The sequence below is a fragment of the Streptomyces sp. VRA16 Mangrove soil genome, from assembly GCF_017377775.1.
Lineage (GTDB): Bacteria > Actinomycetota > Actinomycetes > Streptomycetales > Streptomycetaceae > Streptomyces.
Map to the genome: position 1 here is coordinate 287,138 of NZ_JAFVLN010000007.1, position 26,073 is coordinate 313,210.

A 26,073-nucleotide genomic window follows, 5' to 3' on the forward strand; every position below is an offset into this window, starting at 1 on the left:
AGTCAAAGGCTGCTGCGGTAACCACTAGATGTGACCGCAGCAGCTACTGACGCTCATCTCCGGTATCGTGCTCGCCTCTCTTCGACGGTGCGTGACGTGTGTCCACGTGGTGCCGGTGGGGCTCGTCCATTGTTCCCCCGCTTTCCCAACGCTCACCGCAGCAGGTTATATGGCGTTGTCGTACGTCGGACGTGGCTCCTACCATCGTGCTGAACTAGCGCTGGCGGGCTGAGGGGGGAGCGGCGTGGCTGATCCTAAGCTTCATCATTATGTTCCGCAATTCTACTTACGTCGATTTACTGACTCGGCGGAACGCCTATGGGCCTGGGACAAGACTAGCGATAGGGTGTTCCGTACTCAGCCGAAGGCAGTCGCTGCGGAGTCGAACTTCTACCAGCTGCCTCAGTTGATTGAGCACGGCCATAATCCGTTGGAAATGGAAAAACAATTTGCAGACCTGGAGGGCCAAGTATCCGCCATTACAGGTCAATGGCTCGACTGGGTTCGAAGTGGATATCCGGGTGATTCGTTACCCATACCTGCAGTAAATCGAGAAATAATCAGCCAGTTCCTGGCTCTCCAGTCCCTACGAACGGCCGACGCTCGCGCGATATTGGTAGCCTTCTCGGCGTTGCATGGGTACCAGGCCGAGTCTGAAGAGGACGTTAGAGCCCTCCATGCTGCGGTGCTTTGGGATGACGCGCTAATCTCCTCCTATGCCGATCGCGTGAGTCGATGCGCCTGGCTTTTCGCGTTGAATTTGACGCCTTCTCCATTCGTCACGTCGGACAATCCATTGGCCTTCAGGACGTCTGACAATCGGGCTTGGGTGAAACCGGGTAATCTCGGTAAGGATGCGTATGTAGTATACCCGCTCGCCCCTGATGTGATCATGTATTGCTATCCCGATGAAGGTGTGTGGCGCAATTCGAGTATCTCTCGATTTGACTGCCAAATTTCGCCGGTGCTGATGACCGAGGGCATGGTGCAGAGTGAAAATTCTGCACAAGTCTTCATGGCCTCTCGATTTGTGATGTCCAGCCAGAATTCCTTTTCTTCTGAACGGGAGTTCTTGAAGATGATTGCGGAAGATCCTGACGTGCCGCCGACCGTGGAATGAGTTTGTGGATTCTGCTGGAAATCTATTTCCCGCAGAGTGGGTCACTCGCCGAACAGACTGTCCTGCACGTACTCGACGACCTTCCGCTCCGGGTAGAAGACGGCCAGCAGCATGAACGTCTTGGGATGGGCGGCGATGTTTCCCACGAAGAAGTGGACGGCCCGGTTCGGGGCACACATCCGCGTGTACCAGCGCTCGCGGAGCGCATCACGCACCCCGTGCTCACCGTACTTGCGCAGGAACTTGCGGTATGACTGCCCTGCCTCCCAGTCCTTCAGTCCCATGTCGTGGGTCGGGCAGTCGTCTTCGGCGCAGCGAAAGCTGTAGCGGAGGTCGAGCGGCACCCACTCCAGCGGGTTCAGCTCCTGCTCGAATAAGTCGAGTTGGTCGGCCAGTGCGGCCTTGGAGACGGACCAGGGCTCGGCAGCCTCCAGCCGGAAGCGGGTGATCTCGGCGGGGCGAAAGACGCCGAGGGACGTTCCTCGTTTCCCCTGATCCCGCTTGATGGCGCAGAGCGACGGGGCGACCAGGGGCTCCACGTGCCGATATCGCTTCTGCCAGCCGCCGTCGGGCGGTACCTCGCCCACAATCTCCAACGTGTCGAGACACGGCCGGAGACTCTCTGGGCGGGAGTCACGCTCAAGGCGGTGTGGCTCGACGTCGACTTCGATGATCGAGTACTTGGAGAACTGCGCCTCTTCGCTGAGGAGCCGGAAGGGCACAGGGAAGAGCCGCACGTGCTGTGGCTCGCCTTGGTCGAGGCGTATGCCAGCCACACAGCTTGTCTCGCGGTACTTGCTGGACAGCTCCGGGTACGTCTTGACCGTAATCATGATCCGTGCGCGCTGTCGCTTCCCGAATGCCGATGACGCCATAGTGTGCCCCCTCCATCGATCTCCCCGATCTGATTGGACGAGAGGCATGCACCGCTGGCAAGGGCGCCTGCGAAAGCCGGGGACGAAGTCAGGCCAAGGGATTCACGGGCACTCGCACCCGGCTGCGGACCGTCTCCAAGACGACCTGCCGGTGACAGCGACTCTCGTCCTTCTCGAAGCACAGCACCGCGACCCGCGACGCTCGGGCGTGCTCTGTCAGGCGGTCAAGGTCGGCCTGGGCCTCTTCGGATCGCAGCAGGCCACGGAAGCGCGCGCACCCCACTTCGACGCGGCCGTCCCAGAAGGGCTCCCGATTGTCCTTCGGATTGCCCAGGCCACGAAGGTGCGTGTACTCGATGCCGGCTTCGGCCAGAGCCTCCCCGAGGCGGGTCTTACTGAAGCCCTTCTTGCGGCTGATCGGGGTGAGCCGTACGTCCGCTACGACACCGATGTGACTGTCGACGAGAGAGGCGACGAATGAGTCGATGTCTCGGCCTTCGTATCCGGCTGACCAGAGACCGGGGGTAACGGGCGGGGCTTGGGTCACCCGGAAAAGATCATCGAGGGAGACGGAAAGGGCCTCAGCCACCGCGCCGACGGTGAAGAAACCTGGCTGGATCGCTCCCTCACTCTCCAGGCGACGCAGCGTCACGGCGGCGATGCCTGCCTCTTTGGCCAGCCGTTCACGCGTCCACCCGCGGTCCGCCCGTAACGCCCGCACTCGCTGGGCAAGCGCATGGGCGGGGCCTTGGGGAGGAGCTGAGCGATGACCTGCCATATGCGGTGTTCCTAACGACCGTTGGGGCGGCCCGCCGCGGCGTTCCTGGTCAGCTACGAGCCCTGGATTCGCGAACGCGCAGGTCTGAGGACGCTTGAGTGTCACTCATCCTGCGGCACTGGAGACTGGTCCTGGGAGAAGCCAACCAAGATCTTCTCCCAGATTTCTCCCAAACGATCTCCAGGAACCACTCAGGGGCCTGACCCGCCATGCGGATCAGGCCCCTGACCTGGTACTTCACTGTCGGGGTGGCGGGATTTGAACCCACGACCTCTTCGTCCCGAACGAAGCGCGCTGCCAAGCTGCGCCACACCCCGATGTCGTTGTTCCGGTTCCCGCGGTTCCGCAGGTCCTGGCGACGTCGTTTACTTTAGCCCACCGGGGCCCGGAGACGAAATCCGGTTTTCGGGGCCCCGGATCTCGGGCCTGATCCGGTCCAGGCCGACCAGGGCCAGGGCCAGCAGATAGAAGGCCAGGCCGAAGACCACGGCGTTGCCGAGGACGCCCGCGTAGCCGTGGTCGTCGACGTCCAGGAACGGGTACGGGTAGCGGGCCGGCGTGCCCGGCGTCATGATCGCGCCGCGGATCAGGGCGAAGCCGAAGTAGGCGAACGGATAGATCAGCCACAGGCCCGCGTGGCGGAGCCGCAGCAGGCCGGGGCGGGTGAACAGGAGCCAGTTCAGGACCGCGCCGATCGGGGTGACGGTGTGCAGGAGCTGGTTGGAGACCGAGCGCCAGCCCGTCATCGCGTGCTCCGGGTCGTCCGTCATGGAGAAGCCGGACGAGGAGTTGGCCAGGACGAAGTGGTAGACGAGGCCCGTGATGCAGATGAAGAGCAGGACGCCGCCCGTGACCAGCGGGGGGAGCGGTGGGCGGGCGGTCCAGGAGCGTACGGCCGCCAGGGCGAGGACGACCGCGACCAGGAGGTTCGACTGGATCGTGAAGTAGCTCAGGACGCGCGGCACGCTGTCGCTGATCGCCAGGTCGATGACGATGCCGGTCGCCGCCGCGAGGGCGATCAGCGCCTGGAACACGGCGGCGACGGGACGGCGGCGGACGGGCACGACGGCCTCCGCCGGGACGGCGGAGGCCGACGCGGCCGAGGCGGCGGGGTTCGGCGCGATCATGCGTCCCACGGTACGTCCGGGGACGTAACGCCGCGAAAGGGAAGGTGAGTTAGCCGGGTCAGCGCGGTGCCGGGGCCAGCGTCAGCAGGGTCGCCTCCGGCGGGCAGGCGAACCGGACCGGCGTGTAGCGGTTGGTGCCGCAGCCCGCCGAGACGTGCAGGTACGAGCGCCGGCCCTCCGCCTCGTGCGTGGACAGGCCCTTCACGCGGTCGGTGTCCAGGTCGCAGTTGGTGACCAGGGCGCCGTAGAAGGGGATGCAGAGCTGCCCGCCGTGCGTGTGCCCGGCGAGGATCAGCGGGTAGCCGTCGGCGGTGAAGGCGTCCAGCGTGCGCAGGTACGGCGCGTGCACGACGCCGAGGGAGAAGTCGGGTCCGGACGCCGGGCCGCCCGCCACCTCCGCGTACCGGTCGCGCTTGATGTGCGGGTCGTCCAGGCCGGTCAGGCCGATCTCGACGCCCGCCACTTTCAGCGTGCCGCGCGTGTTGGTGAGGTTCAGCCAGCCCGCCTCGTCGAAGCCGTCGCGCAGCTCCTCCCACGGGTTGTGGATCGCGCCGACCGCCGGGGAGTTGCCGTTCAGGCCGTGCTTGCCGGACGCCTTCTCCAGCAAGTAACGGGCGGGGTTGCGCAGTTTGGGCCCGTAGTAGTCGTTGGAGCCGAAGACGTACGCGCCCGGGAACTCCATCAGCGGGCCCAGCGCGTCGAGGACCTCGGGTACGCCCTCCGGGTCGGAGAGGTTGTCGCCGGTGTTGATGACGAAGTCGGGGCGCAGTCCGGCCAGCGACTGGAGCCAGCGGCGCTTCTTGTTCTGCCCGCTGACCATGTGGATGTCGGAGACCTGGAGGACCCGCAGCGGGTGCATGCCGGGCGGCAGGACGGGGATCGTGACGCGTCGCAGCCGGAACGAGCGGGCCTCGAAACCGGCCGCGTAGGCCACTCCCGCGGCGCCCGCCGCCACGATGCCTGCTGAGACCTTGAGGGGAATCCCGTATCGCGCGCGCATGAGCCCATCGTGTCAGACCGCGGGGGCCCCGGAAATCGGCGGGCGCCACGCCCAGCACACCTGCGACAATCGAGGCATGACCACGCTCAAGTCGAAGCTGCAGGACGACCTCAACGCCGCGATCAAGGCGCGCGACGCGCTGCGCTCCTCGACGCTCCGGATGACTCTCGCCGCCATCACCACCCAGGAGGTTGCGGGTACGGAGAAGCGCGAGCTCTCCGACGGCGAGGTGCAGGCCGTGATCGTCAAGGAGGCGAAGAAGCGCCGCGAGGCGGCCGAGGCCTTCGAGAAGGGCGGGCGTGCCGAGTCCGCCGCCCAGGAGAAGGCGGAGGGCGAGGTGCTCGCCGAGTACCTGCCGCAGCAGCTGAGCGACGCCGAGCTGGAGCAGATCGTCGCGCAGGCGGTCGAGGAGGCGAAGGCGGCCGGCGCCGAGGGCCCGAGGGCCATGGGCCAGGTCATGAAGATCGTGAAGCCGAAGGTGGCGGACCGCGCCGAGGGCGGCCGGGTCGCCGCGGCGGTCAAGAAGCTGCTGGCGGGCTGAGCCCCACCGGCTCCTGTACGTGCAAGAAGGGGCGCCCCCGCTCGGGGGCGCCCCTTACTCGTACTGCCGTATGCCGTATGCCGTATGCCGTACGGCTCAAGGACCGGTTACCGGCCCCGGCCCGCTCCTTACCGGCCCCAGCCCCCGCCGTTGCCGTTCCCGCCGTTCTCGTTGCCCTGGATCAGGCCGTCCGGGATGGTGAAGGTCGGGTCGGGGGTGGGCGTGCCGCCGCCGTTGCCGCCCCCGTTGCCGTTGTTGTCGCCGGGCTTGCCGTCGTCCTGGCCGCCCTTGTTCTTGTCCTTCCCCTTGTCCTTGTCGGGGTTGGGGATGTCGACCATGTTGAAGCTGGGCGCTTCCTTGCCGGCCAGCGCGCCGGTCATGGCCTGCCGCCAGATCGGACCCGGCGTATCGGCGCCGAAGGCCTTGGCGTGGTACCGGCCGCCGATGGTGATGTCGATCATCTTCTGCTTCTGCTGCGGGTCGCCGACCCAGACGGCGCCGGCCAGGTTCGGCGTGTAGCCGACGAACCAGGCGTTCTTGCGGCCGTCCGTCGTACCGGTCTTACCGGCGTTGTCCCGGTCCGAGAGACCGGCCTGCTGGCCGGTACCGGAGTCGGTCACACCGCTGAGCAGCGTGTTGATCTTGTCCGCGGTCTCCGTCGACATGGCGCGCGAGCACTTGGTCTGCGGGACCTGGAGCGACTTGCCGGTGGTGGTCATGGTGACCGAGTCGATGGCGACCGGGGTGCAGTACGTGCCCTCGTTGGCGAAGGCGGCGTACGCGGAGGCCATCGTCAGCGGCGACAGACCCGTGGAACCGAGGGTCATCGACGACGGCACCTCGGGCACCTTGTCGCCGTTGCCCTGCACCACGCCGAGCTTGTCGGTCATCTTCACGACCGGGCACATCCCGGTGTCGGCGAGCATCTCCACGAAGTACGTGTTGATGGACTTCTCCATCGCCTCCTTGAGGCGATAGGGGCCGACCTCCGACTCGTTCTCGTTCGACAGCTTGTAGCCGCGGTCGTTGACCCACGGCTTGCCGCTACACGACTGCACGCTGCTCGGGTACTGCATCTCGTACGGGGCCGCGTACTGCTGCGTGATCGGCGTGCCCTTCTCCAGGGCTGCGGCCGCCAGGAACGGCTTGAACGTCGAACCCGTCGGGAAGCCGTAGTTGGAGCCGTTGTAGGCGTGGTTGACGTTGTAGTTGGTCGCGGCTTCGTGCTTGCCGAAGCCGTACGGGCGCGACTGCCCCATGCCGACGATCTTGCCGGTGCCGGGCTCGACGAGCGTGACCGCCGTCGCCACCGTGTCCGTCTTGTAGACGTTGGCCTTGATGGAGGCCTGCACCGAGTCCTGGGACTGCGGGTCCAGCGTGGTCTTGATGGTCAGACCGCCGCGGCTCCAGAGCTTGGCGCGCTCCTCCTTCGTCTTGCCGAAGACCGGGTCGTTCTTCACGACCTGTTCCACGTAGTCGCAGAAGAAGGCGGCGCCCTTGACCGCGGTGATGCAGCCGTTCTCCGGCCGGCTGACCTTCAGGCCGAGGTCCGATTCCTTGGCCTTGTCCGCCTCGGCCTGCGAGATGTCATGCACGTCGGCCATGCGCTGGAGCACGATGTTGCGGCGCTTCTTCGCCTCGGCGCCGTCGTTCACCGGGTCGTAGCGGCTCGGCGACTGCACGATGCCGGCGAGCAGCGCGGCCTCCTGGACGTTCAGCTCCTTGGCCGGCTTGGAGAAGTAGCGCTGGGACGCGGCCTCGACGCCGTACGCCTGCTGCCCGAAGTACGTGATGTTCAGGTAGTTGGCGAGGATCTTCTTCTTGCCGAGGTCCTTCTCGATCTGGATCGCGTACTTCAGCTCGCGGACCTTGCGGCCGATCGTCTGCTGGGTGGCCTGCGCCAGCTTCGTCGGGTCGTCGCCCGCCTCCTCCATGAAGACGTTCTTCACGTACTGCTGGGTGAGGGTGGAGGCACCCTGCGCGACGCCGCCGCCGCGCGCGTTGGCGTTGATGGCGCGCAGGATGCCCTTGGCGTCGATCGCCCCGTGCTCGTAGAAGCGCGAGTCCTCGATCGCGACGATCGCCTTCTGCATGTACGGGGAGATGTCGTCCAGCTTCACGACCGTGCGGTCGCGCGAGTAGACGGTCGCGATCTTGCCGCCCTGGCTGTCCAGGATCGTGGTGCGCTGGCTGAGCGGCGGCTGCTTGAGTGCGGCCGGGGTGTCGTCGAACTCCTCGACCGAGCCCTTGGCCGCGAGGCCGAGCGCGCCCGCCGCGGGCAGCGCGATTCCGGCGAGCACGGCTCCGGCGAGCACGCTGACACCGAGGAACTTGGCGGCCTGTTGGGCCGGCGACATGCCGCCGCCGCCACCGGCCGAGCGCTTCTTTCCCATGCAGGGCAGCCTACGTTCTGATTCTCCGGACAGGCGTATATGCCTTGGCCTAAGCTGCACTCAACTGTCACAGCAGTGCGGTCACGTATCAAGACGTGGGACGAACCCGAATCGTTCCCGGCACTTCTTCGGTGCTTCTCCTGTACCTCGAAGTGCCTCTTGTAGTCATTCCCGTCCCCCTCCCACGGGCCTCCGTGCGGGGCTCGGAGGGTGTCCGTTACCGCCTCGTGTGTCACTCGACGCCCGTTGTGGCTCAAGTGAACTGTCCGGATTTGCCGGTTAGCTCACGCATGTCCACCGGTCACTCCGTCGGGTGATCTGCCGCTTACGCATAGTCCGTTCGGACCATTCAAGATTGGGCCCGAAGGGGGTGTTGCGCTGTGCCCACCTTCCGTAACGTCCTCAACTGGCGGCGGTGAATATGCCGCTGCCGCCGTGGGGGAGCCTCGATTCGGGAGAGGACGGCGCCGGTATGGGCTGGGTAGTCGACTGGAGTGCGCAGGCGGCCTGCCGCACTACCGATCCGGACGAACTGTTCGTTCAAGGAGCAGCGCAGAACCGGGCGAAGGCGGTGTGCACGGGATGTCCCGTGCGGACCGAGTGCCTGGCGGACGCGCTGGACAATCGCGTCGAGTTCGGCGTGTGGGGTGGCATGACGGAGCGGGAGCGCCGCGCACTGTTGCGCAGGCGTCCGACCGTCACCTCATGGCGCCGGCTGCTTGAGACGGCGCGTACGGAGTACGAGCGCAGTGCGGGCCTGCTGCCCGCGGAGCTCGACAACGACGAGACGTACGAGAGGTACGCGGCCGTCGGTTAGCCGGCGCGCGTCACCTGTCGACGCAAGCGACACCGCGTACGCGCGACACGGCGTACGCGACAACACGATGAACGCGACGCGATGAACGCGGCACGCACGTAGGGCACGACGCCGACACGTGCGTACGGCTCACGACGCAGCTCCGGCCGGAGTGCCACCGGCCGCGAGCCGGTCTCCGATGTCCCGGAGGCCCGCCAGGTCGTGCACATCGCCGGGCAGCGCCGCGACCTCGGTCACGGCGACCTCGGGATGCAGAGCGGTGAAGCGGTCCCGTGTGCGCTGTTCGCGCGCGACCAGCCGCATGCGCTCCGCGTGCAACCGCAGCAGACCCGCGGTCAGTTGTTCCGTGCTGGGATGTTCCGTGCTGGGGTCCGGGTCCGTGGGGGCCGGCTCCGGACCGGAAGGTGCTTCGGGAGAAGGTGCCTCGGGAGTGGCACGCCCCTCTTCCTTCCCGTCCGTCTGATCCACAATGCGGCGCTCGTCAAGATTTTCTGCGGCGGCGAGCGCGCGCTCGGCCGACAGTTGGTCGGCGCCGCTGCCGTGCACCCGGTTGAGCACCAGGCCGGCGAGCGGCATCCGCTCCGCGGCCAGCCGTTCCACGAAGTACGCGGCCTCGCGCAGCGCGTCCCGCTCGGGCGCCGCGACCACCAGGAACGCCGTGCCGGGCGCCTGGAGGAGCTTGTACGTGGCGTCCGCGCGGGTACGGAAACCGCCGAACATGGTGTCCATCGCGGCGACGAACGTCTGTACGTCGCGCAGCAGTTGACCGCCGAGCAGCTTGCCCAGCGCGCCGGTCATCATCGACATTCCGACGTTCAGGAACTTCATCCCGGCCCGCCCGCCGACCTTCGCGGGGGCCATCAGGACGCGGATCAGCTTGCCGTCGAGGAACGAGCCGAGCCGCTTGGGCGCGTCCAGGAAGTCGAGCGCCGAGCGCGAGGGTGGCGTGTCGACGACGATCAGGTCCCACTCGTCGCGGGAGCGCAGCTGCCCCAGCTTCTCCATCGCCATGTACTCCTGCGTGCCCGCGAAGCCCGCCGAGAGCGACTGGTAGAAGGGGTTGCCGAGGATCGCCTCCGCGCGTCCCTTGTCCGCGTGCGCCTCGACGATCTCGTCGAAGGTGCGCTTCATGTCGAGCATCATGGCGTGCAGCTCGCCGCCGGCGGCCTCTCCCGCGGGGCTGATGCCCTTGACCCGGCGCGGGGTGTTGTCGAGCGAGTCGATACCCATGGACTGGGCGAGGCGCCGGGCCGGGTCGATGGTCAGCACCACGACCTTGCGGCCGCGCTCGGCGGCCCGCAGGCCGAGCGCCGCCGCGGTCGTCGTCTTGCCGACGCCGCCCGAGCCGCAGCAGACCACGATGCGGGTGGCCGGGTCGTCGAGCAGCGGGTCGATGTCGAGCGCGCCTTCAGGGTTCAGCGTCATCGAAGCGGTCCCTCAGATCCCTTGCTGTCGCAGTTCCTCGGCGAGCGTGTACAGGCCCGCGAGGTCCAACCCCTCGGTGAGCAGCGGCAGTTCGTGCAGCGGCAGCCCGGCCCCGGCGAGCAGCTCGCGCTGGGCGCGTTCGAGCGCGTACCGCTCCGCGTACTCCTCGGCCTGGTCGAGCAGCGGCCCCACGAGCCGCTTCGCCCCGCTGAGCCCGGCCGCCTTCAGGGCCTCGGTGACCCCGGGTGCGACGGACGGGGAACGGGTCAGTGCCAGGGCGGGTTCCCCCAGGAGCGCGGGCCGCACCATGTTCACCATGATCCGTCCCACCGGGAGCTTCGCGGCGCGCAGCTCGGCGACCCCGTCGAGGGTCTCCTGCACCGGCATCTCCTCCAGGAGCGTCACCAAGTGCACCGCCGTCTCGGGGGACTTGATGACCCGCATGACCGCCTGCGCCTGATTGTGTATCGGCCCTATCTTGGCGAGCCCGGCCACCTCGTCGTTCACGTTGAGGAAGCGGGTGATGCGGCCGGTGGGCGGGGCGTCCATGACGATGTAGTCGTACGCGTACCGCCCCTGCTTGTCCTTGCGCCGGACCGCCTCGCACGCCTTGCCGGTCAGGAGTACGTCCCTGAGGCCCGGCGCGATGGTCGTGGCGAAGTCGATCGCGCCCAGCTTCTTCAGGGCGCGGCCCGCGCCGCCCAGCTTGTAGAACATCTGGAGGTAGTCCAGAAGCGCCAGTTCGGGGTCGATGGCGAGCGCGTACACCTCGCCCCCGCCGGGCGCGACGGCGATCTTCCGCTCCTCGTAGGGAAGCGCTTCGGTCTCAAAGAGCTGCGCGATGCCCTGTCTGCCCTCCACCTCCACCAGGAGAGTGCGCTTGCCCTCGGTCGCGAGGGCGAGCGCGAGTGCGGCGGCGACCGTGGTCTTTCCGGTACCGCCCTTGCCGCTGACGACCTGGAGCCTGCTCACGTATTCGAGCGTAACCAGTACGCGGCCCGATCACGCAGCAGCCTCCGGAACGACGCACCACAGTTCGGCGGCTACAGTCGCCCTCATGGCAAAGAAGTGGGAATACGCGACGGTGCCGCTCCTGGTGCACGCGACGAAGCAGATCCTGGACACCTGGGGCGAGGACGGCTGGGAGCTCGTCCAGGTCGTGCCCGGGCCGAACAATCCCGAGCAGCTGGTGGCGTACCTGAAGCGCGAGAAGAACGCGTGAGCGGCCAGGTCGAGGCGCGCATCGCCGAGCTCGGTCTGACGCTGCCGCCGGTGGTCCCGCCGGTCGCCGCGTACCAGCCCGCGGTGCGGTCCGGTGTGTACGTGTACACGGCCGGGCAGCTTCCGATGGTCGACGGCAAGCTCTCGCTGACCGGCAAGGTCGGCGCCGAGGTCACCGCCGAGGAGGCCAAGGAACTGGCCGCCACCTGCGCGCTGAACGCGCTGGCCGCGGTGAAGTCCGTCGCCGGTGACCTGGACCGCATCGCGCGTGTCGTGAAGGTCGTCGGCTTCGTCGCCTCGGCCAGCGACTTCACCGGGCAGCCGGGCGTCATCAACGGCGCCAGCGAGCTGCTCGGCGCGGTCCTCGGCGACAAGGGCGTGCACGCCCGCAGCGCCGTGGGTGTCGCGGTGCTGCCGCTGGACGCGCCGGTCGAGGTGGAGATCCAGGTGGAGCTCACCCCCGAGGACTGAGCGGACCGGGTCCCGTACGCGTACGAGAGGCCGCCCCCGATCTTCGTCGGGGGCGGCCTCTCGAACATCCACGCCAGTCGGGATAGCCTCCGGCCATGTCCAACGGCCAGTGGTACCCCCCGGAGTGGCCGGAACGCATCCGCGCGCTCGCCGCCGGCACGCTCACGCCCGCGACGCCGCGCCGCGCGGCCACGGTGATGCTGCTCAGGGACGCGACGGGCCCGGACGGCCTCGAAGTCCACATGCTCCGCAGACGGACGTCGATGCAGTTCGCGGCCGGTGCCTACGCCTACCCCGGCGGCGGCGTCGACCCGCGCGACGACGACCGGCAGGTGCGCTGGGCGGGCCCCTCCCGCGAGGTGTGGGCCGAGCGGCTGGGCGTGCCGTCGCGAGAGGCGCAGGCGATCGTCTGCGCCGCGGTGCGCGAGACGTTCGAGGAGGCGGGCGTGCTGCTCGCGGGCCCCACCCCGGACACCGTCGTGGACGACACGACCGGCGCGCAGTGGCAGGCGGCCCGGCAGGCGCTGATCGACCGCGAGCTGTCCTTCGCCGAGTTCCTGGAACAGCGCGGCCTGGTGCTGCGCTCCGACCTGCTCGGCGCGTGGGCGCGCTGGATCACCCCCGAGTTCGAGCCGCGCCGCTACGACACCTGGTTCTTCGCCGCCGCGCTCCCCGCGGGCCAGCGCACCAGCGACGACTCCTCCGAGGCCGACCGCACGGTGTGGATCCGGCCAGGCCGGGCCGCGTCCGCGTACGACCAGGGCGAGCTGACGATGATGCCGCCCACCATCGCGACGCTGCGCACCCTGGCCGCCTACGGCTCGGCGGCCGACGCCCTCGCCGGTGCGACGGGCCGCGACCTGACCCCCGTACTGGCCCGAGCCCGCCTGGAAGAGGGCGCGCTGGTGCTGTCCTGGCCGGGGCACGACGAGTTCACCAAGCACATTCCGACCGGCGGGAGCGCGTGACGATGACCGAAGCAGCCGCCCTGCCGGGGCAGCCGCGGGGCGGGGTGCTCTCCGGCCCCGCCACCGCCCGCGCCGTGAACGTGCTGGCGCCCAACGCGTCGGCGATGACCCTCGACGGCACCAACACCTGGATCGTGGCCGAACCCGACAGCGAGCTCGCCGTCGTGATCGACCCGGGCCCGCTGGACGACGCCCACCTCACGCACGTGATCGCCACCGCCGAGAAGGCCGGCAAGCGCGTCGCGCTCACCCTCCTCACGCACGGGCACCCCGACCATGCCGAAGGGGCCGGCCGGTTCGCCGAGTTGACCGGGACGAAGGTGCGCGCGCTCGACCCGGCGCTGCGGCTCGGCGACGAGGGCCTGGCGGCCGGGGACGTGGTGACGACGGGCGGCCTGGAGATGCGGGTCGTCCCCACCCCGGGCCACACCGCCGACTCGCTCTGCTTCCATCTCCCCGCCGACCGGGCCGTGTTGACCGGCGACACCATTCTCGGCCGGGGCACGACGGTGGTCGCGCACCCGGACGGCCGCCTCGGCGACTACCTGGACTCGCTGCGCCGCCTCAGGTCGCTCACGGTCGACGACGGCGTCCACACGGTGCTGCCCGGCCACGGCCCGGTGCTGGAGGACGCGCAGGGCGCCGTCGAGTTCTACCTCGCCCACCGCGCCCACCGGCTCGCGCAGGTGGAGACCGCCGTCGAGAGCGGGTACGCGACGTCGTCCGAGGTCGTGGCGCACGTGTACGCGGACGTGGACCGCTCGCTGTGGCCGGCGGCCGAGCTGTCCGTCCTGGCCCAGCTCGACTACCTGCGCGAACACGGCCTGATCTGATCGGTCTGATCTGACCGGCTGGATCTGACCGGCTGGATCCGACCGGCCGGATCGGCAGCGGCCCGGTCGGAACCGGCCCGCTGCCGGGTCTACGCCTCGGGCCAGTCGATGTTCAGGGCGGCGATCCGGGCCGGGTCGGTGATGATGTCGACCCCGACGACCTTGCCGTCGCGGAACGTGAAGGCGCCGATGGTGGCGATCTTGCCGTTCGGCACGGACACCATGCCCAGGGAGTCGCCCACGAACGCCGGGAAGGTGACCGGGGCCATCCGCCCGTACAGCGCGGCCTGACCGGCGACCTCCAGGGCGCCGCGCATCAGCAGCGACGCGGCTCCCGGGCCCTGGTCGACGCGGAGCAGCACGTCCGGGTCGAGGAGTTCGAGCAGCGCCTCGAAGTCACCGGCGCGGGAGGCCGCCAGCCAGGCGTCGACGACCACCCGCTGCCGGGCGATGTCGGTGTCGGGCGCGGGAGCCTGCCCCTGGACGCGACGCCGGGCCCGGCTGGCCAGCTGCCGGGTCGCGGCCGGGGTGCGCTCCACGATCGGGGCCAGGTCCTCGAACGGCACCGCGAACATGTCGTGCAGCACGAACGCCAGCCGCTCGGCGGGCGCCAGCGTGTCGAGCACGACGAGCAGCGCGAGCCCCACCGAGTCGGCGAGCTCGGCCTCGTGCACCGGGTCGGCGGGCCGCACCACCGGATCGGGCAGCCGCACCTCGTCCCCCGACTCGACCTCGAACGGTTCCTCGCGCCGCGTGCTCCTGGCCCGCAGCATGTCGAGACAGATCCGCCCGACGACGGTCGTCAGCCACCCGCTCAGGTTCCGCACGTCGTCCGCGTCGGCCCGCTGCAGCCGCAGCCAGCCCTCCTGGACCGCGTCCTCCGCCTCGTTGAGCGATCCGAGCATCCGGTACGCCACGGACCGCAGCCGTCCGCGCTCCGCCTCGAAACGCGCGGCCAGGTCGTCGGCCTGTGTGGTCATCGTTCGCTTCCTCCCCAGGTGACGCCTTCGGCGCCTTTGATGCCGTGCACGCGCGCGTACTCGCCCGCGAGCCACGGCCCGAGCTCTTCGGTGTACGTCGACAGGGCGGCCGCCTCCCCGGTCGGCTCATGGGCCGCCCCGGCCGCCTCCCGTACGCGTCCGGCCCACTCCGTATCGCCGTGGTACTCCCCGAACACCGCGGCCATCTCCTGCAGATCGCTGGTCCAGCCGTTCCAGCGGGGCATGACGAGGGTGAAGGCGGTGCGCACGAGATGCCGGGCCAGGCGCCGCTGGAGCGCGCGCCGCTCGTCGTCGGTGCGGGCCGCCGCGCACTGCTCCCGCCAGCGGGGCAGGCGCGCGGCCAGGTCCCCGTTGGTCTCGCGGGCGAGGAGGGACGTGGGCCGGTAGCGCGGCAGGTATTCGGCCAGGTCCTCGCCGAGCAGCGGGGTGCACAGACAGGCCACGAACCAGCCCATGTCGTACGTCTCGGCCTCGCTCAGCAGCCGCTGCCGCCCGAAGACGAGGGTGCCCACCCCGGCGACCTGGGCGAACTCCTTGTCGAGCGCGGCGTCGAGCATCCGGGCGTCCGCGCGGTCGGCCTCGGTGGGCGCGGCGCGCAGGACGAGCAGGAGGTCGAGGTCGGAGCGGCCGGGGCGGGCGGTGCCGCGGGGCACGGACCCGTACAGGTACGCGCCGCTCAGACGGGCCCCGAAGACGTCGAGCAGCCGGTCACGGGCGGCGGCCACGACAGGGCGGAACGGTTCCTCGATGCGGCCCAGAGAGCCCTCGCGCGCGATGTATCCCTGGGGGTCGAGCCCACGGTTCGGATCGGCCATGGGGTAACTGTGCAGGGAAGAGGGGCGTACAGCACGGTATTTCCGCGTTCCGACGACGACGGGTCCCGCCGCGGTGTGCGGCGGGACCCGTCCTCGTACAGCTTCTGCGCGTGCGGCGTCCGTGATCAGCGCGAACGCTTGGCGAGCCGCTCGACGTCGAGCAGGATCACGGCCCGCGCCTCCAGGCGCAGCCAGCCGCGGCCCGCGAAGTCCGCCAGCGCCTTGTTCACCGTCTCGCGGGAGGCGCCGACCAGCTGGGCCAGCTCCTCCTGCGTGAGGTCGTGCACGACGTGGATGCCCTCCTCGGACTGCACGCCGAAGCGGCGCGAAAGGTCGAGCAGCGCGCGGGCGACACGGCCCGGCACGTCCGAGAAGACCAGGTCGGACATCTGGTCGTTGGTCTTGCGCAGGCGCCGGGCGACGGCGCGCAGCAGGGCGGCGGCCACCTCGGGTCGTGCGTTGAGCCACGGCTGGAGGTCGCCGTGGCCGAGGCCCAGCAGCTTCACCTCGGTCAGCGCGCTGGCGGTCGCGGTACGCGGTCCGGGGTCGAACAGCGACAGCTCACCGATGAGCTCGCCGGGTCCGAGGACGGCCAGCATGTTCTCGCGGCCGTCGGGGGAGGTGCGGTGGAGCTTCACCTTGCCCTCGGTGACCACGTACAGGCGGTCGCCGGGGTCGCCCTCGTGGAACAGGGCGTCGCCGCGTGCGAGGGTCACCTCACTCATGGAGGCGCGGAGCTCCGCGGCCTGCTCGTCATCGAGCGCCGCGAAGAGCGGGGCGCGCCGCAGAACGTCGTCCACGAGTTTCTCTCCTATGTCGCCTGCAGTGGGGGGAACAACAGTCGGGAAGGGTATTTCCCGTTCCCCATTTTGCCGGACGGTCCAAACAGTGTGATCAGTCACTCAGCTACAAGTCTGCCGCACCTGCGTCACAACCCGAGGGGGAGGGGGCCAATCGGGGGCCGATCCGACGGCTCCACGGCGGATGTCGGTGCCGGGCTTTAGGCTGGCCGGGTGTCCAAAAAGCCGGTGAGAGCGCAGGCAGAGGGGGCTGGGGCGATGTCGGCCGACCATGATTCCGCTGTGGGCGAACAAGCCCGAAAGAACCCCGTGCCCTGCGCCGTTCCGGGTTCCGCACAGGGGAAGGCCGCATAGTCGATGCCCGCGAAAAAGAAGCCCACAGCGCCCGAGCCCCCACTGCCCGGGACGCTTGCGGGACAGGTGTCCCGGGGCAGGACGGGGGCCGCCGAGAGGCCTCCGGCCAAGAAGGCCGCGGCCAAGAAGACGCCGACCAAGAAGACGCCGGCCAAGGCCACTGCTTCGACCGCGAAGACCTCGGCCGAGAAGACCTCGGCCGAGAAGACCTCGGCCGCGAAGACCTCGGCCGAGAAGACCTCGGCCGAAGCTCCGGCCAAGGAGACCGCCTCGGCTGCGAAGTCCTCGGCCGAGAAGGCTCTGGCCAAGACGGTGGCTTCGGTTGAGAAGACCGGGGCGAAGGCGTCGGCCAAGAAGACCGCCTCGGCTGCGAAGTCCCCGGCAGAGAAGGCCCCGGCCAAGACGGTGGCTTCGGTTGAGAAGACCGGGGCGAAGGCGTTGGCCAAGAAGACCGCCTCGGCCAAGAAGACCGCCTCGGCTGCGAAGTCCCCGGCCGAGAAGGTCACGGCCGAGAGGTCGCCGGCCAAGAGGACTGCCTCGGCTGCCGGGACTTCGGCGAAGACGACGGCCAAGAAGTCTGCCTCCGCCGCGAAGACCTCGGCCGAAGCTCCGGCCAAGAGGACCGCCTCGGCCGCGAAGTCCCCGGCCAGGACGACCGCCCCCGCCAAGAGGACGCCGAGCCGTAAGGCCCCGGCCAAGAAGGTTGGCCGGGCCGGGGTCTCGGGCGCGTCGGTGGGGGGTCCGGGGGCGCAGTCCCCGGGGTCGGGACGGGAAGGGGAGGAGGGGGCGACCCCCAAGACTCCCGCCACGGCCCCGAAGAAGCGCACCACAAAGCCCGAGTCCCGCACGGCCCTGGTCCGCCGGGCCCGCCGCATCAACAGGGAACTCGCGGAGACGTACCCGTACGCCCACCCCGAACTCGACTTCGAGAACCCCTTCCAGCTCCTGGTCGCCACGGTGATGTCGGCCCAGACGACCGACCTGAGGGTCAACCAGACGACCCCGGGCCTGTTCGCGAAGTACCCCACACCGGAGGACCTCGCCGCGGCGAACCCCGAGGAGGTCGAGGAACTGATCCGCCCGACCGGCTTCTTCCGCGCGAAGACGAGGTCGATCATGGGCCTGGCCAAGGCCCTGACGGAGGAGTTCGGCGGCGAGGTCCCGGGCCGCCTCGAAGACCTGGTGAAACTTCCCGGCGTGGGCCGCAAGACGGCGTTCGTCGTCCTCGGCAACGCATTCGGCAGGCCCGGCATCACGGTGGACACCCACTTCGGCCGCCTCGTACGCCGCTGGAAGTGGACCGAGGAGACGGACCCGGACAAGGTCGAGAGGGCCGTCGGCGAGCTGTTCCCGAAGAGCGAGTGGACCCAGCTCAGCCACAACGTGATCTTCCACGGCCGCCGTATCTGCCATGCCCGCAAACCGGCCTGCGGCGCCTGCCCGATCGCCCCGCTCTGCCCGGCGTACGGCGAGGGCGAGACGGACCCGGAAAAGGCGAAGAAGCTCCTGAAGTACGAGAAGGGCGGCTTCCCGGGCCAGCGCCTCAGGCCCCCGCAGGGCTACCTGGACGCGGGCGGCATCGCGGCGCCGCCGCTGGGCACCCCGTCCGGGTGACGGAACCGGAAGGCGGAACGAAGAGGGGGCGGCCGGGCGTTGGGACCAACACGACAGGTACGGGGGCGGCGATGAAGCACGTGAGCGAGATCGACGGAACGAGCAGGTTCGACGGCCGGAGCGGTCAGGGCGGTGGCCCCGCCGAGGGCGGGCAGGGCGGGCAGAGCGGACCGGTCGGCCCCGGTGGGACCGGCCGGGCGGACGAGCCGGGCACGACGCGCGCCCCGGCCGCGACGGAAGCCGCGCCCCTCGCCCACGGCACGGCCCCCGTCCCCTCCGACATCGCCCTGCGCACCACCGGCCTCCCCGACTGGCTCACCCCCGTCGCCGACGCCGCCCGCACCGTCCGCGGCGAACAGCTCAGCCGCTTCCTGCCCCCGAAGGACGGCGCGGGCCGCCAGTCCGCGGTCCTGATCCTGTTCGGCGAGGGCGACCGCGGCCCCGAACTGCTGCTCATGGAGCGCTCCGGCTCACTGAGATCGCACGCGGGCCAGCCCTCCTTCCCCGGCGGCGCCCTCGACCCGGAGGACGGCGACCCGCGTACGGAGGGCCCGCTGCGGGCCGCCCTGCGCGAGGCGTGGGAGGAGACCGGGCTCGACCCGAGCGGCGTCCAGCTCTTCGGCGTCCTGCCGAAGCTCTACATCCCGGTGAGCCGATTCGTCGTCACGCCCGTACTGGGATGGTGGCGGGTGCCCACACCCGTCGCGGCGGTCGACCCCGCGGAGACGGCCCGGGTCTTCACGGTCCCCGTGGCCGATCTCACGGACCCGGCCAACAGAGCGACGACGGTCCACCCGAGCGGCCACCGAGGCCCGGCGTTCCTGGTGGAATCCGCGCTGGTCTGGGGGTTCACGGCGGGTGTCATCGACCGGCTGCTGCACTACGCGGGCTGGGAGCGCCCGTGGGACCGGGAGAACACGGTCCCGCTCGACTGGCGCTCATGACAGGGTGGTCGCCGTGCTGTGCGATCCCGGTGACTGCGATATGAGGCGAGGCGTGACGAGGCGGGGCGTGGAAGAGGCCGTTCAAGAGGCGGGGCGTGAGCGGTGAACGTGCTGGACATCCTGCTGCTCGCCGCGGCCGTGTGGTTCGCGGTCGTCGGCTACCGCCAGGGCTTCGTCGTCGGCATCCTGTCGGTGATCGGCTTCCTGGGCGGCGGCCTCGTCGCCGTCTACGTACTGCCGGTGCTCTGGGGCGCCATCACCGATGACGCGGCCGTCTCGACGACGGCCGCGGTCGTCGCCGTGGTCGTCGTCATCGTCTGCGCCTCGGTCGGCCAGGCCTTCACCACGCACCTGGGCAACAAGCTGCGCAGATACATCACATGGTCCCCGGCGAGAGCGCTGGACGCGACGGGCGGCGCGTTGGTCAACGTGGCGGCGATGCTGCTGGTGGCCTGGCTGATAGGTTCCGCGCTGGCCGGCACCACGCTGCCCACGCTCGGCAAGGAGGTGCGCGGCTCCAAGGTGCTGCTCGGCGTCTCCCGCGCGCTGCCGACGCAGGCGGACACCTGGTTCGCCGACTTCTCCTCCACGCTCGCGCAGAACGGTTTCCCGCAGGTCTTCAGCCCGTTCGCGAACGAGCCGATCGCCGAGGTCCGCCCGCCCGACCCGGCGCTGGCCAACAGCCCGGTCGCGGCGAACGCGAAGCGGTCCATCGTGAAGGTCGTCGGCCAGGCACCCAGCTGCGGCAAGGTCGTCGAGGGCACCGGCTTCGTCTTCGCCGACCGCCGCGTGATGACGAACGCGCACGTGGTGGGCGGCGTCGACGAACCCACCGTCCAGATAGGCGGCGAGGGCGTCAAGTACGACGCGAAGGTCGTCCTCTACGACTGGAAGCGTGACATCGCGGTCCTCGACGTCCCGTCCCTGAAGGCGCCCGCGCTGCGATTCACGCAGACCGACGCACAGCGCGGCGGCGGCGCGATCGTCGCGGGCTTCCCGGAGAACGGGGCGTACGACGTGCGCCCGGCCCGCGTCCGCGGCCGGATCAACGCGGACGGCCCGGACATCTACCACCGCGGCACCGTCCAGCGCGACGTGTACTCGCTGTACGCGACGGTCCGGCAGGGCAACTCCGGCGGCCCGCTGCTGACACCGGACGGCCAGGTCTACGGGGTCGTCTTCGCGAAGTCCCTCGACAACGAGGACACGGGCTACGCGCTGACCGCCGACGAGATCCGTACCGACATCACCCAGGGCCGCTCCGCGGTCCAGCAGGTGGACACGGACGCCTGCGCGCTGTAGATCCCCTGGCGGGTGCCGTGATTCCCCTGCCGGGTAGCGAGGTTCAGCCCCGGCTCGTATGCCGCAGCCGCGCCGACACCCAGCGGGCCCGACGCCGCAGAATACGCGGAATGCCCAGCCGGGGGTCGTGCGCCGGATCGTCCTGCGGCGCCCCCCTCTGGGGAGTGCCCAGCGTCATCGCTGGGCGGCGGTTGCGTGCTGCGTCACTGTAGTCGTGCGTCCAGCCCATATTCCGACGTGTGCCCGTGCCTCATGGTCGGTAACCGCCCTCACGGCCCCCAATTGGCGTATGCGCCAGGCATTTGGCTGTTCGTAGGACAGATGTTCCCGACCGGATACCGGGCACCCGCGCGCGGGCCCCGCGGCCCGCGCCGGTGCCACCGATCGCGGGCCACCGATCGCGGGTCACCGATCGGGCTCGGGGTCCTTCAGCCAGTTCACGAGTTCCTTCGAGAAGGCCTCGGGGTCCTCCTCGTGCGGGAAGTGCCCGAGACCGTCGAACAGCCGCCAGCGGTAAGGGGCTTCGACGTACTCGCCGGACCCGGCCGCACTGCGCGTGCGCATCACGGGGTCGAGCGAGCCGTGCAGATGCAGCGTGGGAACCCGGACGGGGCGCTTCATGCGGCGGTTGAACTGGATCCCGTCGGGCCGCGCGAGAGACCGCACCATCCACCGGTACGGCTCGATCGAGCAGTGCGCCGTCGACGGGATGAGCATGGCCCGCCGGTAGGTCTCCACGGCCTCGTCGTCGGGCTGTCGCGGTCCCGACCAGTCCCGTACGAGCTTGCCGACCAACTCGGCGTCATGGGCCTGGAGTTGACGCTCCGGCAGCCACGGGCGCTGGAAGCCCCAGACGTACGAGCCCGAGCGCGACTGGCGGTAGTCCGCGAGCATCGCCGCGCGCCAGCGGCGCGGGTGCGGCATCGAGGAGACGACGAGCCGGCGCACCAGCTTGGGCCGCATCACGGCCGCCGTCCACGCGAGATACCCGCCGAGGTCGTGTCCGACGAGCGCCGCGTCGGGTTCGCCGAGCGAGCGGACGACGCCGGTGATGTCGAGCGCCAGGTTCGCCGGGTCGTAGCCGCGCGGCGTCCGGTCGCTGCCGCCCACGCCGCGCAGGTCCATGGCGACGGCCCGGAACCCGGCGTCGGCGAGCGCGCCGAGCTGGTGCCGCCACGTCCACCAGAACTGCGGGAAGCCGTGCAGCAGCAGGACCAGCGGCCCTTCGCCCACTTCGGCGATGTGGAACCGCGCGCCGTTGGCGGCGACGTCCCGGTGGAGCACCTCTCTGCCACCGGGGAGGTCGACGCGTACGACTGAGGAGGGCGGCTGTGCGGCCGAAGGAGTGGCGGGGTCCGTCATGAAGACGAGCGTGCCACAGCCTCGATGGCCTCGGGGACACGGTCGCCTGCCGTCACCTCACGCGGGTGCGGCTTGGCGTGCTGGAGTACGCCCGCCGTCTCCTTGAACGAAGCGGCCACCTTCTGCGGGCCCTTGCTCTTCTTGGCCTTCTTGGCGAACGCGACGCCGATCACGCCGAGGAGGATCGCGAGGACCAGGCTCGCGGTGAAGGAGAGCAGGAAGCACCAGGCCAGGTTCCAGCCGCCCCTGCCGTTGAAGCCGCCCGTCCAGGCGTTGATGGCGTAGGCGAGGGCGAAGCTCAGCATGGGCAGCGAGAAGACCAGCACGGCCACGGCCACGCTGAACAGGCCGCCGCTGGTCGCCCCGCGCTTCACGTCCTGCTTGAGCTGTGCCTTCGCCAGGGCGATCTCGTCGTGCACCAGTGCGGACATCTCGGTCGTCGCCGAGGCGAACAGCTGGCCGATGCTGCGTTCGGCGCCGACCGGGCTGCCGTCGGGTGCGCTCATCGCGTACTCCCTGTTGTTCCGTAGAGGCTTGTGGGTGCTCCGTTGTGCGGACTCGTTGTCAGATCATGCCGGACGCTCGTCCTGGCCGCCTGCCCCGGCCGCCACTTCGGCAAGCCTCCGGTGCTCCGCGGCCTTCTTCTCGTAGATCTCGGCCATCCGGAGGTGGTACTCCGGCTTGTCGACTTCGTAGATGTCGGGGATGCCGTCCTGGTCCTCGTCGCGCTCCTCGGCCTCGTACAGGGCGCGGTACTTGGCGTTCCGTATCTTCAGCAGCACGCTGCTGAGCACAGCCGCGATCAGCGAGCCCATCAGGACCGCTGCCTTGACCTCGTCGGTCATCAGCGGGTCGTCGGTGAAGGCGAGTTCGCCGATGAGCAGCGAGACGGTGAAGCCGATCCCGGCGAGCGAGGCGACCGCGAACACGTCCGGCCAGGCCAGCTCGTCCGACAGCGACGCCTTGGTGAACCGGGCCGTCAGCCACGTACCGCCGAAGATGCCGACGGCCTTGCCGACGACGAGACCGAGCACCACACCGAGCGTCTCCGGCTTGGTGAAGACGTCGCCCAGCGCCCCGCCGGACACCGTGACACCGGCGCTGAACAGCGCGAACAGCGGCACCGCGAGCCCGGCCGACAGCGGGCGCACCAGGTGCTCGATGTGCTCGCCGGGGGAGTGCGCCGTGTCCCCGTCGGCCTCCTCGCGGTGGCAGCGCAGCATCAGACCCATGGCGACACCGGCGATGGTGGCGTGGATGCCGCTGTTGTACATCAGGCCCCAGATGACCAGGGCCAGCGGAACGTAGAGGTACCAGCCGCGCACCCGCTTCCGCAGCAGCAGCCAGAAGACCGCGAGACCGACCACGGCCCCCGCGAGCGCCAGGAAGTTGATGTCCTCGGTGAAGAAGATCGCGATGATCAGGATCGCGAAGAGGTCGTCGACGACGGCGAGGGTGAGCAGGAAGGCGCGCAGGGCGCTCGGCAGCGACGTACCGATGACCGCGAGGACGGCGAGGGCGAACGCGATGTCGGTGGCGGTGGGCACGGCCCAGCCGGACAGTGAGCCACCCCCGATCGCGTTGACGACCGTGTAGACGATCGCGGGCATCGCCATGCCGCAGACCGCGGCGACGACCGGCAGTGCGGCCGCCTTCGGGTCGCGCAGATCCCCGGCGACCAGCTCACGCTTGAGTTCGATGCCGGCGACGAAGAAGAAGATCGCGAGGAGTCCGTCGGCCGCCCAGTGCTCGATGGAAAGGTTCAGGCCGAGTGCTCCGGGCCCGAGGTGGAAGTCGCTGACGGCCTCGTAGCTGTGGTGCAGGGCCGGGATGTTCGACCAGATCAGCGCCGCGACGGCGGCGAGCAGGAGCAGGACGCCGCCGACGGTCTCGGTGCGCAGCGCGTCGGCGACGAAGTTCCGCTCGGGCAGCGAGAGGCGGCCGAATGCCTTGCGGTCACTCTTGTCGGGCGTCTGCTGCTGCGGGGTGGGCGCGGCCACGGGGGAACCTCCGGTCGGGTACGGCAGTTACAACGCCGACCAGACTTCCCGGCACACCCTGTGGACTTCATTGCGTCTTCTTGACGCGCTCTTCACCCTACCGGGTGTACGCAAGGCGTACTGGTGATCATCACGATACGCACGAAACGGGCACTCGGCGCGTTCGCCGAGTGCCCGTTTCCTCTGTTCGTGCGGCTACGAAGATCAGTCCTCGCCGGACGTCTTCGGCAGCTCCGCCTGGATCAGGTCCATCACCGAGGAGTCGGCCAGCGTGGTGACGTCACCCACCGCCCGGTTCTCCGCGACGTCGCGCAGCAGACGGCGCATGATCTTGCCCGAGCGCGTCTTGGGCAGCTCGGCGACCGGCAGGATCCGCTTGGGCTTGGCGATCGGGCCGAGCGTGGCGCCCACGTGGTTGCGCAGGTCCGCCACCAGCGACTCGTCCTCCGCGTTCGCGCTGCCGCGCAGGATCACGAAGGCGACGATCGCCTGACCGGTCGTCTCGTCGGCGGCGCCGACCACGGCGGCCTCGGCGACGGCCGGGTGCGAGACGAGCGCGGATTCGACCTCGGTGGTCGAGATGTTGTGCCCGGAGACGAGCATGACGTCGTCGACCCGGCCGAGCAGCCAGATGTCGCCGTCCTCGTCCTTCTTGGCACCGTCACCGGCGAAGTACTTGCCCTCGAAGCGCGACCAGTACGTGTCGATGAACCGCTGGTCGTCGCCCCAGATGGTGCGCAGCATCGACGGCCACGGCTCGGTGAGGACGAGGTAACCGCCGCCACCGTTCGGCACCTCGTGCGCCTCGTCGTCGACGACGGTCGCGCAGATGCCGGGGAGCGCGCGCTGGGCGGAGCCCGGCTTCGTCTCCGTCACGCCGGGCAGCGGGGCGATCATCATCGCGCCGGTCTCGGTCTGCCACCAGGTGTCCACGATGGGGCACTTGTCGCCGCCGATGTTCTTCCGGTACCAGACCCAGGCCTCGGGGTTGATCGGCTCACCGACCGAACCCAGCACGCGCAGGCTGCTGAGGTCGAACTTCGCGGGGATGTCGTCGCCCCACTTCATGAACGTACGGATGGCCGTGGGCGCCGTGTAGAGGATCGAGACGCCGTACTTCTGCACGATCTCCCAGAAACGGCCCTGGTGCGGGGTGTCCGGGGTGCCCTCGTAGATGACCTGCGTCGCGCCGTTCGAGAGCGGGCCGTAGGTGATGTACGAGTGGCCGGTGACCCAGCCGATGTCGGCCGTGCACCAGTAGACGTCCGTCTCGGGCTTGAGGTCGAAGACGGCGTGGTGGGTGTAGCTGGCCTGCGTCAGGTAGCCGCCCGAGGTGTGCAGGATGCCCTTCGGCTTACCCGTCGTGCCCGACGTGTAGAGGATGAAGAGCGGCTGTTCGGCGTCGAACGCCTGCGGGGTGTGCTCGGTGGACTGGCGGCCGACGACGTCGTGCCACCACACGTCGCGGCCCTCGGTCCAGGCGACGTCCTGCTTCGTGCGCTGCACGACGAGGACCTTCTCGACGGACACGCGCGTCAGCGCCTCGTCGACGGCCGGCTTGAGCGCGGACGGCTTGCCCCGGCGGAAGCCGCCGTCCGAGGTGATGACGACCTTGGCGTCGGCGTCCTCGATGCGCTTGGCGATGGCGTCGGCCGAGAAGCCGCCGAAGACGACGGAGTGCGCGGCCCCGATGCGCGCGCAGGCGAGCATCGAGATGACGGCTTCCGGAATCATCGGCAGGTAGACGGCGACCCGGTCGCCCTGCTGAACTCCCAGCTCGGTCAGGGCGTTGGCGGCCCGGCTGACCTCGTCCTTGAGCTCGGCGTACGTGATCGCGCGGCTGTCGCCCGGCTCGCCCTCGAAGTGGATGGCGACCCGGTCGCCGTTCCCGGCCTCGACATGGCGGTCGACGCAGTTGTACGCGACGTTGAGCTTGCCGTCCTTGAACCACTTGGCGAACGGCGGGTTCGACCAGTCCAGCGTCTCGGTCGGCTCGGTGGCCCAGGTCAGGCGCCGGGCCTGCTCGGCCCAGAAACCGAGCCGGTCAGCCTTGGCCTGCTCGTACGCCTCCGCCGTGACGTTGGCGTTCGCGGCCAGGTCGGCGGGAGGGGCGAATCGACGCTCTTCCTTCAGAAGATTGGCCAGGCTTTCATTGCTCACGGCTACTGCCTTTCCCAAGGTGTCCGTTGTGTCCCAGGCCACAGCTCATCAGACCGCGACCCCTGGTGACAAGGGGGGTCCTGAAATTGGTTTAGACCTGTACGCCGTGGCTGGTGGGACGACTGTGTGCGGGTGGCGGATGCGGGTGGTTC

25 protein-coding genes and 1 tRNA gene are annotated in these 26,073 nt (G+C 69.5%); 10 read left to right on the forward strand and 16 right to left on the reverse strand.

What is annotated here, in order from left to right:
• Positions 1–244: 244 nt before the first annotated feature.
• Positions 245–1,120, forward strand: coding sequence for a DUF4238 domain-containing protein (locus J3486_RS21195; protein WP_207822450.1), 876 nt, complete (start codon positions 245–247; stop codon positions 1,118–1,120).
• Between the two features lie 41 nt (positions 1,121–1,161).
• Here the strand turns inward: J3486_RS21195 and J3486_RS21200 are convergent, their stop codons facing one another.
• The 5 genes from J3486_RS21200 to J3486_RS21220 form a co-directional block, all read right to left on the reverse strand.
• Positions 1,162–1,953: a hypothetical protein gene (locus tag J3486_RS21200; protein ID WP_229378342.1), complete on the reverse strand. Its 792-nt coding sequence runs from the start codon at positions 1,951–1,953 to the stop codon at positions 1,162–1,164.
• 130 nt (positions 1,954–2,083) lie between these two features.
• Positions 2,084–2,773, reverse strand: a complete 690-nt coding sequence (locus J3486_RS21205; protein WP_207822454.1) for a DUF488 family protein — start codon at positions 2,771–2,773, stop codon at positions 2,084–2,086.
• A 243-nt stretch (positions 2,774–3,016) separates the two neighbouring features.
• Positions 3,017–3,090: transfer RNA gene (locus tag J3486_RS21210), tRNA-Pro, on the reverse strand.
• Positions 3,091–3,138: 48 nt separating this feature from the next.
• Positions 3,139–3,900 (reverse strand): Pr6Pr family membrane protein, encoded by a 762-nt coding sequence (locus J3486_RS21215; RefSeq protein ID WP_207822456.1) that lies wholly within the window; start codon positions 3,898–3,900, stop codon positions 3,139–3,141.
• 58 nt (positions 3,901–3,958) lie between these two features.
• Positions 3,959–4,900, reverse strand: coding sequence for a metallophosphoesterase (locus tag J3486_RS21220; RefSeq protein ID WP_207822458.1), 942 nt, complete (start codon positions 4,898–4,900; stop codon positions 3,959–3,961).
• Positions 4,901–4,976: 76 nt separating this feature from the next.
• Here J3486_RS21220 and J3486_RS21225 point away from each other — a divergent pair, with 76 nt between their 5' ends.
• Positions 4,977–5,441 (forward strand): GatB/YqeY domain-containing protein, encoded by a 465-nt coding sequence (locus tag J3486_RS21225; RefSeq protein WP_207822460.1) that lies wholly within the window; start codon positions 4,977–4,979, stop codon positions 5,439–5,441.
• 128 nt (positions 5,442–5,569) lie between these two features.
• On the opposite strand, the gene J3486_RS21230 is transcribed toward J3486_RS21225, so the two are convergent.
• Positions 5,570–7,834, reverse strand: a complete 2,265-nt coding sequence (locus J3486_RS21230) for a transglycosylase domain-containing protein (protein WP_207822462.1) — start codon at positions 7,832–7,834, stop codon at positions 5,570–5,572.
• Between the two features lie 472 nt (positions 7,835–8,306).
• On the opposite strand from J3486_RS21230, the gene J3486_RS21235 reads away from it, so the two are divergent.
• Positions 8,307–8,651 carry a WhiB family transcriptional regulator gene (locus tag J3486_RS21235; RefSeq protein ID WP_207822464.1) on the forward strand — a complete coding sequence of 115 codons (345 nt, stop codon included), beginning with the start codon at positions 8,307–8,309 and terminating at the stop codon, positions 8,649–8,651.
• A 129-nt stretch (positions 8,652–8,780) separates the two neighbouring features.
• Here the strand turns inward: J3486_RS21235 and J3486_RS21240 are convergent, their stop codons facing one another.
• Together J3486_RS21240 and J3486_RS21245 are read right to left on the reverse strand one after the other, a co-directional pair.
• Positions 8,781–10,076 carry an ArsA family ATPase gene (locus tag J3486_RS21240; protein WP_207822466.1) on the reverse strand — a complete coding sequence of 432 codons (1,296 nt, stop codon included), beginning with the start codon at positions 10,074–10,076 and terminating at the stop codon, positions 8,781–8,783.
• Positions 10,077–10,088: 12 nt separating this feature from the next.
• On the reverse strand, positions 10,089–11,048 hold the full coding sequence (locus tag J3486_RS21245) for an ArsA-related P-loop ATPase (RefSeq protein WP_207822467.1): 960 nt from the start codon (positions 11,046–11,048) through the stop codon (positions 10,089–10,091).
• 85 nt (positions 11,049–11,133) lie between these two features.
• Between J3486_RS21245 and J3486_RS21250 the strand changes: the two genes are divergently transcribed.
• The 4 genes from J3486_RS21250 to J3486_RS21265 all read left to right on the forward strand — a co-directional run bounded on the left by J3486_RS21250 (position 11,134) and on the right by J3486_RS21265 (position 13,569).
• A complete protein-coding gene (locus J3486_RS21250; protein WP_207822469.1) occupies positions 11,134–11,298 on the forward strand; it encodes a DUF4177 domain-containing protein in 165 nt (54 codons plus the stop codon).
• Complete coding sequence (locus tag J3486_RS21255; protein WP_207822471.1) at positions 11,295–11,768, forward strand: RidA family protein; 474 nt, start codon at positions 11,295–11,297, stop codon at positions 11,766–11,768. The genes J3486_RS21250 and J3486_RS21255 overlap by 4 nt, the downstream gene beginning before the upstream one ends.
• A gap of 95 nt (positions 11,769–11,863) precedes the next feature.
• Positions 11,864–12,736, forward strand: coding sequence for an NUDIX hydrolase (locus tag J3486_RS21260; protein ID WP_207822473.1), 873 nt, complete (start codon positions 11,864–11,866; stop codon positions 12,734–12,736).
• A gap of 2 nt (positions 12,737–12,738) precedes the next feature.
• Complete coding sequence (locus tag J3486_RS21265; protein ID WP_207822475.1) at positions 12,739–13,569, forward strand: MBL fold metallo-hydrolase; 831 nt, start codon at positions 12,739–12,741, stop codon at positions 13,567–13,569.
• An 89-nt stretch (positions 13,570–13,658) separates the two neighbouring features.
• On the opposite strand, the gene J3486_RS21270 is transcribed toward J3486_RS21265, so the two are convergent.
• The 3 genes from J3486_RS21270 to J3486_RS21280 form a co-directional block, all read right to left on the reverse strand.
• The gene (locus tag J3486_RS21270) at positions 13,659–14,549 is read right to left on the reverse strand and encodes a sigma-70 family RNA polymerase sigma factor (RefSeq protein WP_207822477.1); all 891 of its coding nucleotides are present in this window, start codon (positions 14,547–14,549) and stop codon (positions 13,659–13,661) included.
• Positions 14,546–15,385, reverse strand: coding sequence for a nucleotidyltransferase domain-containing protein (locus J3486_RS21275; RefSeq protein WP_207822479.1), 840 nt, complete (start codon positions 15,383–15,385; stop codon positions 14,546–14,548). Before J3486_RS21275 ends, J3486_RS21270 begins: the two co-directional genes overlap by 4 nt.
• A gap of 125 nt (positions 15,386–15,510) precedes the next feature.
• Positions 15,511–16,185: a Crp/Fnr family transcriptional regulator gene (locus tag J3486_RS21280; RefSeq protein WP_016642758.1), complete on the reverse strand. Its 675-nt coding sequence runs from the start codon at positions 16,183–16,185 to the stop codon at positions 15,511–15,513.
• Positions 16,186–16,977: 792 nt separating this feature from the next.
• On the opposite strand from J3486_RS21280, the gene nth reads away from it, so the two are divergent.
• The 3 genes from nth (at position 16,978) to J3486_RS21295 (ending at position 20,399) form a co-directional block, all read left to right on the forward strand.
• Positions 16,978–18,153: an endonuclease III gene (gene nth, locus J3486_RS21285; RefSeq protein ID WP_207822813.1), complete on the forward strand. Its 1,176-nt coding sequence runs from the start codon at positions 16,978–16,980 to the stop codon at positions 18,151–18,153.
• A 71-nt stretch (positions 18,154–18,224) separates the two neighbouring features.
• The gene (locus tag J3486_RS21290; RefSeq protein WP_307804887.1) at positions 18,225–19,097 is read left to right on the forward strand and encodes a CoA pyrophosphatase; all 873 of its coding nucleotides are present in this window, start codon (positions 18,225–18,227) and stop codon (positions 19,095–19,097) included.
• Positions 19,098–19,199: 102 nt separating this feature from the next.
• Positions 19,200–20,399: a MarP family serine protease gene (locus J3486_RS21295; RefSeq protein ID WP_207822482.1), complete on the forward strand. Its 1,200-nt coding sequence runs from the start codon at positions 19,200–19,202 to the stop codon at positions 20,397–20,399.
• A 43-nt stretch (positions 20,400–20,442) separates the two neighbouring features.
• Here the strand turns inward: J3486_RS21295 and J3486_RS44230 are convergent, their stop codons facing one another.
• The 5 genes from J3486_RS44230 to acs form a co-directional block, all read right to left on the reverse strand.
• Positions 20,443–20,628, reverse strand: a complete 186-nt coding sequence (locus J3486_RS44230) for a hypothetical protein (RefSeq protein ID WP_229378343.1) — start codon at positions 20,626–20,628, stop codon at positions 20,443–20,445.
• Between the two features lie 176 nt (positions 20,629–20,804).
• A complete protein-coding gene (locus tag J3486_RS21300; protein ID WP_207822484.1) occupies positions 20,805–21,761 on the reverse strand; it encodes an alpha/beta fold hydrolase in 957 nt (318 codons plus the stop codon).
• On the reverse strand, positions 21,758–22,267 hold the full coding sequence (locus tag J3486_RS21305) for a phage holin family protein (RefSeq protein WP_207822486.1): 510 nt from the start codon (positions 22,265–22,267) through the stop codon (positions 21,758–21,760). Before J3486_RS21305 ends, J3486_RS21300 begins: the two co-directional genes overlap by 4 nt.
• 63 nt (positions 22,268–22,330) lie before the next feature.
• A complete protein-coding gene (nhaA, locus tag J3486_RS21310; RefSeq protein ID WP_307804888.1) occupies positions 22,331–23,761 on the reverse strand; it encodes a Na+/H+ antiporter NhaA in 1,431 nt (476 codons plus the stop codon).
• A 204-nt stretch (positions 23,762–23,965) separates the two neighbouring features.
• Complete coding sequence (gene acs / locus J3486_RS21315; protein ID WP_207822488.1) at positions 23,966–25,963, reverse strand: acetate--CoA ligase; 1,998 nt, start codon at positions 25,961–25,963, stop codon at positions 23,966–23,968.
• Between the last annotated feature and the right edge of the window lie 110 nt (positions 25,964–26,073).

Excerpts from the sequence above, each read along its gene's own strand:
- J3486_RS21235 (WP_207822464.1), top strand. The coding sequence starts at position 8,307 with ATGGGCTGGGTAGTCGACTGGAGTGCGCAGGCGGCCTGCCGCACTACC.
- J3486_RS21275 (WP_207822479.1), bottom strand. The coding sequence starts at position 15,385 with ATGGCCGATCCGAACCGTGGGCTCGACCCCCAGGGATACATCGCGCGC.
- J3486_RS21240 (WP_207822466.1), bottom strand. The coding sequence starts at position 10,076 with ATGACGCTGAACCCTGAAGGCGCGCTCGACATCGACCCGCTGCTCGAC.
- J3486_RS21260 (WP_207822473.1), top strand. The coding sequence starts at position 11,864 with ATGTCCAACGGCCAGTGGTACCCCCCGGAGTGGCCGGAACGCATCCGC.
- J3486_RS21305 (WP_207822486.1), bottom strand. The coding sequence starts at position 22,267 with ATGAGCGCACCCGACGGCAGCCCGGTCGGCGCCGAACGCAGCATCGGC.
- J3486_RS21300 (WP_207822484.1), bottom strand. The coding sequence starts at position 21,761 with ATGACGGACCCCGCCACTCCTTCGGCCGCACAGCCGCCCTCCTCAGTC.
- J3486_RS21230 (WP_207822462.1), bottom strand. The coding sequence starts at position 7,834 with ATGGGAAAGAAGCGCTCGGCCGGTGGCGGCGGCGGCATGTCGCCGGCC.
- J3486_RS21215 (WP_207822456.1), bottom strand. The coding sequence starts at position 3,900 with ATGATCGCGCCGAACCCCGCCGCCTCGGCCGCGTCGGCCTCCGCCGTC.
- J3486_RS21265 (WP_207822475.1), top strand. The coding sequence starts at position 12,739 with ATGACCGAAGCAGCCGCCCTGCCGGGGCAGCCGCGGGGCGGGGTGCTC.
- J3486_RS21220 (WP_207822458.1), bottom strand. The coding sequence starts at position 4,900 with ATGCGCGCGCGATACGGGATTCCCCTCAAGGTCTCAGCAGGCATCGTG.
- J3486_RS21290 (WP_307804887.1), top strand. The coding sequence starts at position 18,225 with ATGAAGCACGTGAGCGAGATCGACGGAACGAGCAGGTTCGACGGCCGG.
- J3486_RS21225 (WP_207822460.1), top strand. The coding sequence starts at position 4,977 with ATGACCACGCTCAAGTCGAAGCTGCAGGACGACCTCAACGCCGCGATC.
- J3486_RS21205 (WP_207822454.1), bottom strand. The coding sequence starts at position 2,773 with ATGGCAGGTCATCGCTCAGCTCCTCCCCAAGGCCCCGCCCATGCGCTT.
- J3486_RS21200 (WP_229378342.1), bottom strand. The coding sequence starts at position 1,953 with ATGATTACGGTCAAGACGTACCCGGAGCTGTCCAGCAAGTACCGCGAG.
- J3486_RS44230 (WP_229378343.1), bottom strand. The coding sequence starts at position 20,628 with ATGGGCTGGACGCACGACTACAGTGACGCAGCACGCAACCGCCGCCCA.
- J3486_RS21270 (WP_207822477.1), bottom strand. The coding sequence starts at position 14,549 with ATGACCACACAGGCCGACGACCTGGCCGCGCGTTTCGAGGCGGAGCGC.
- J3486_RS21250 (WP_207822469.1), top strand. The coding sequence starts at position 11,134 with ATGGCAAAGAAGTGGGAATACGCGACGGTGCCGCTCCTGGTGCACGCG.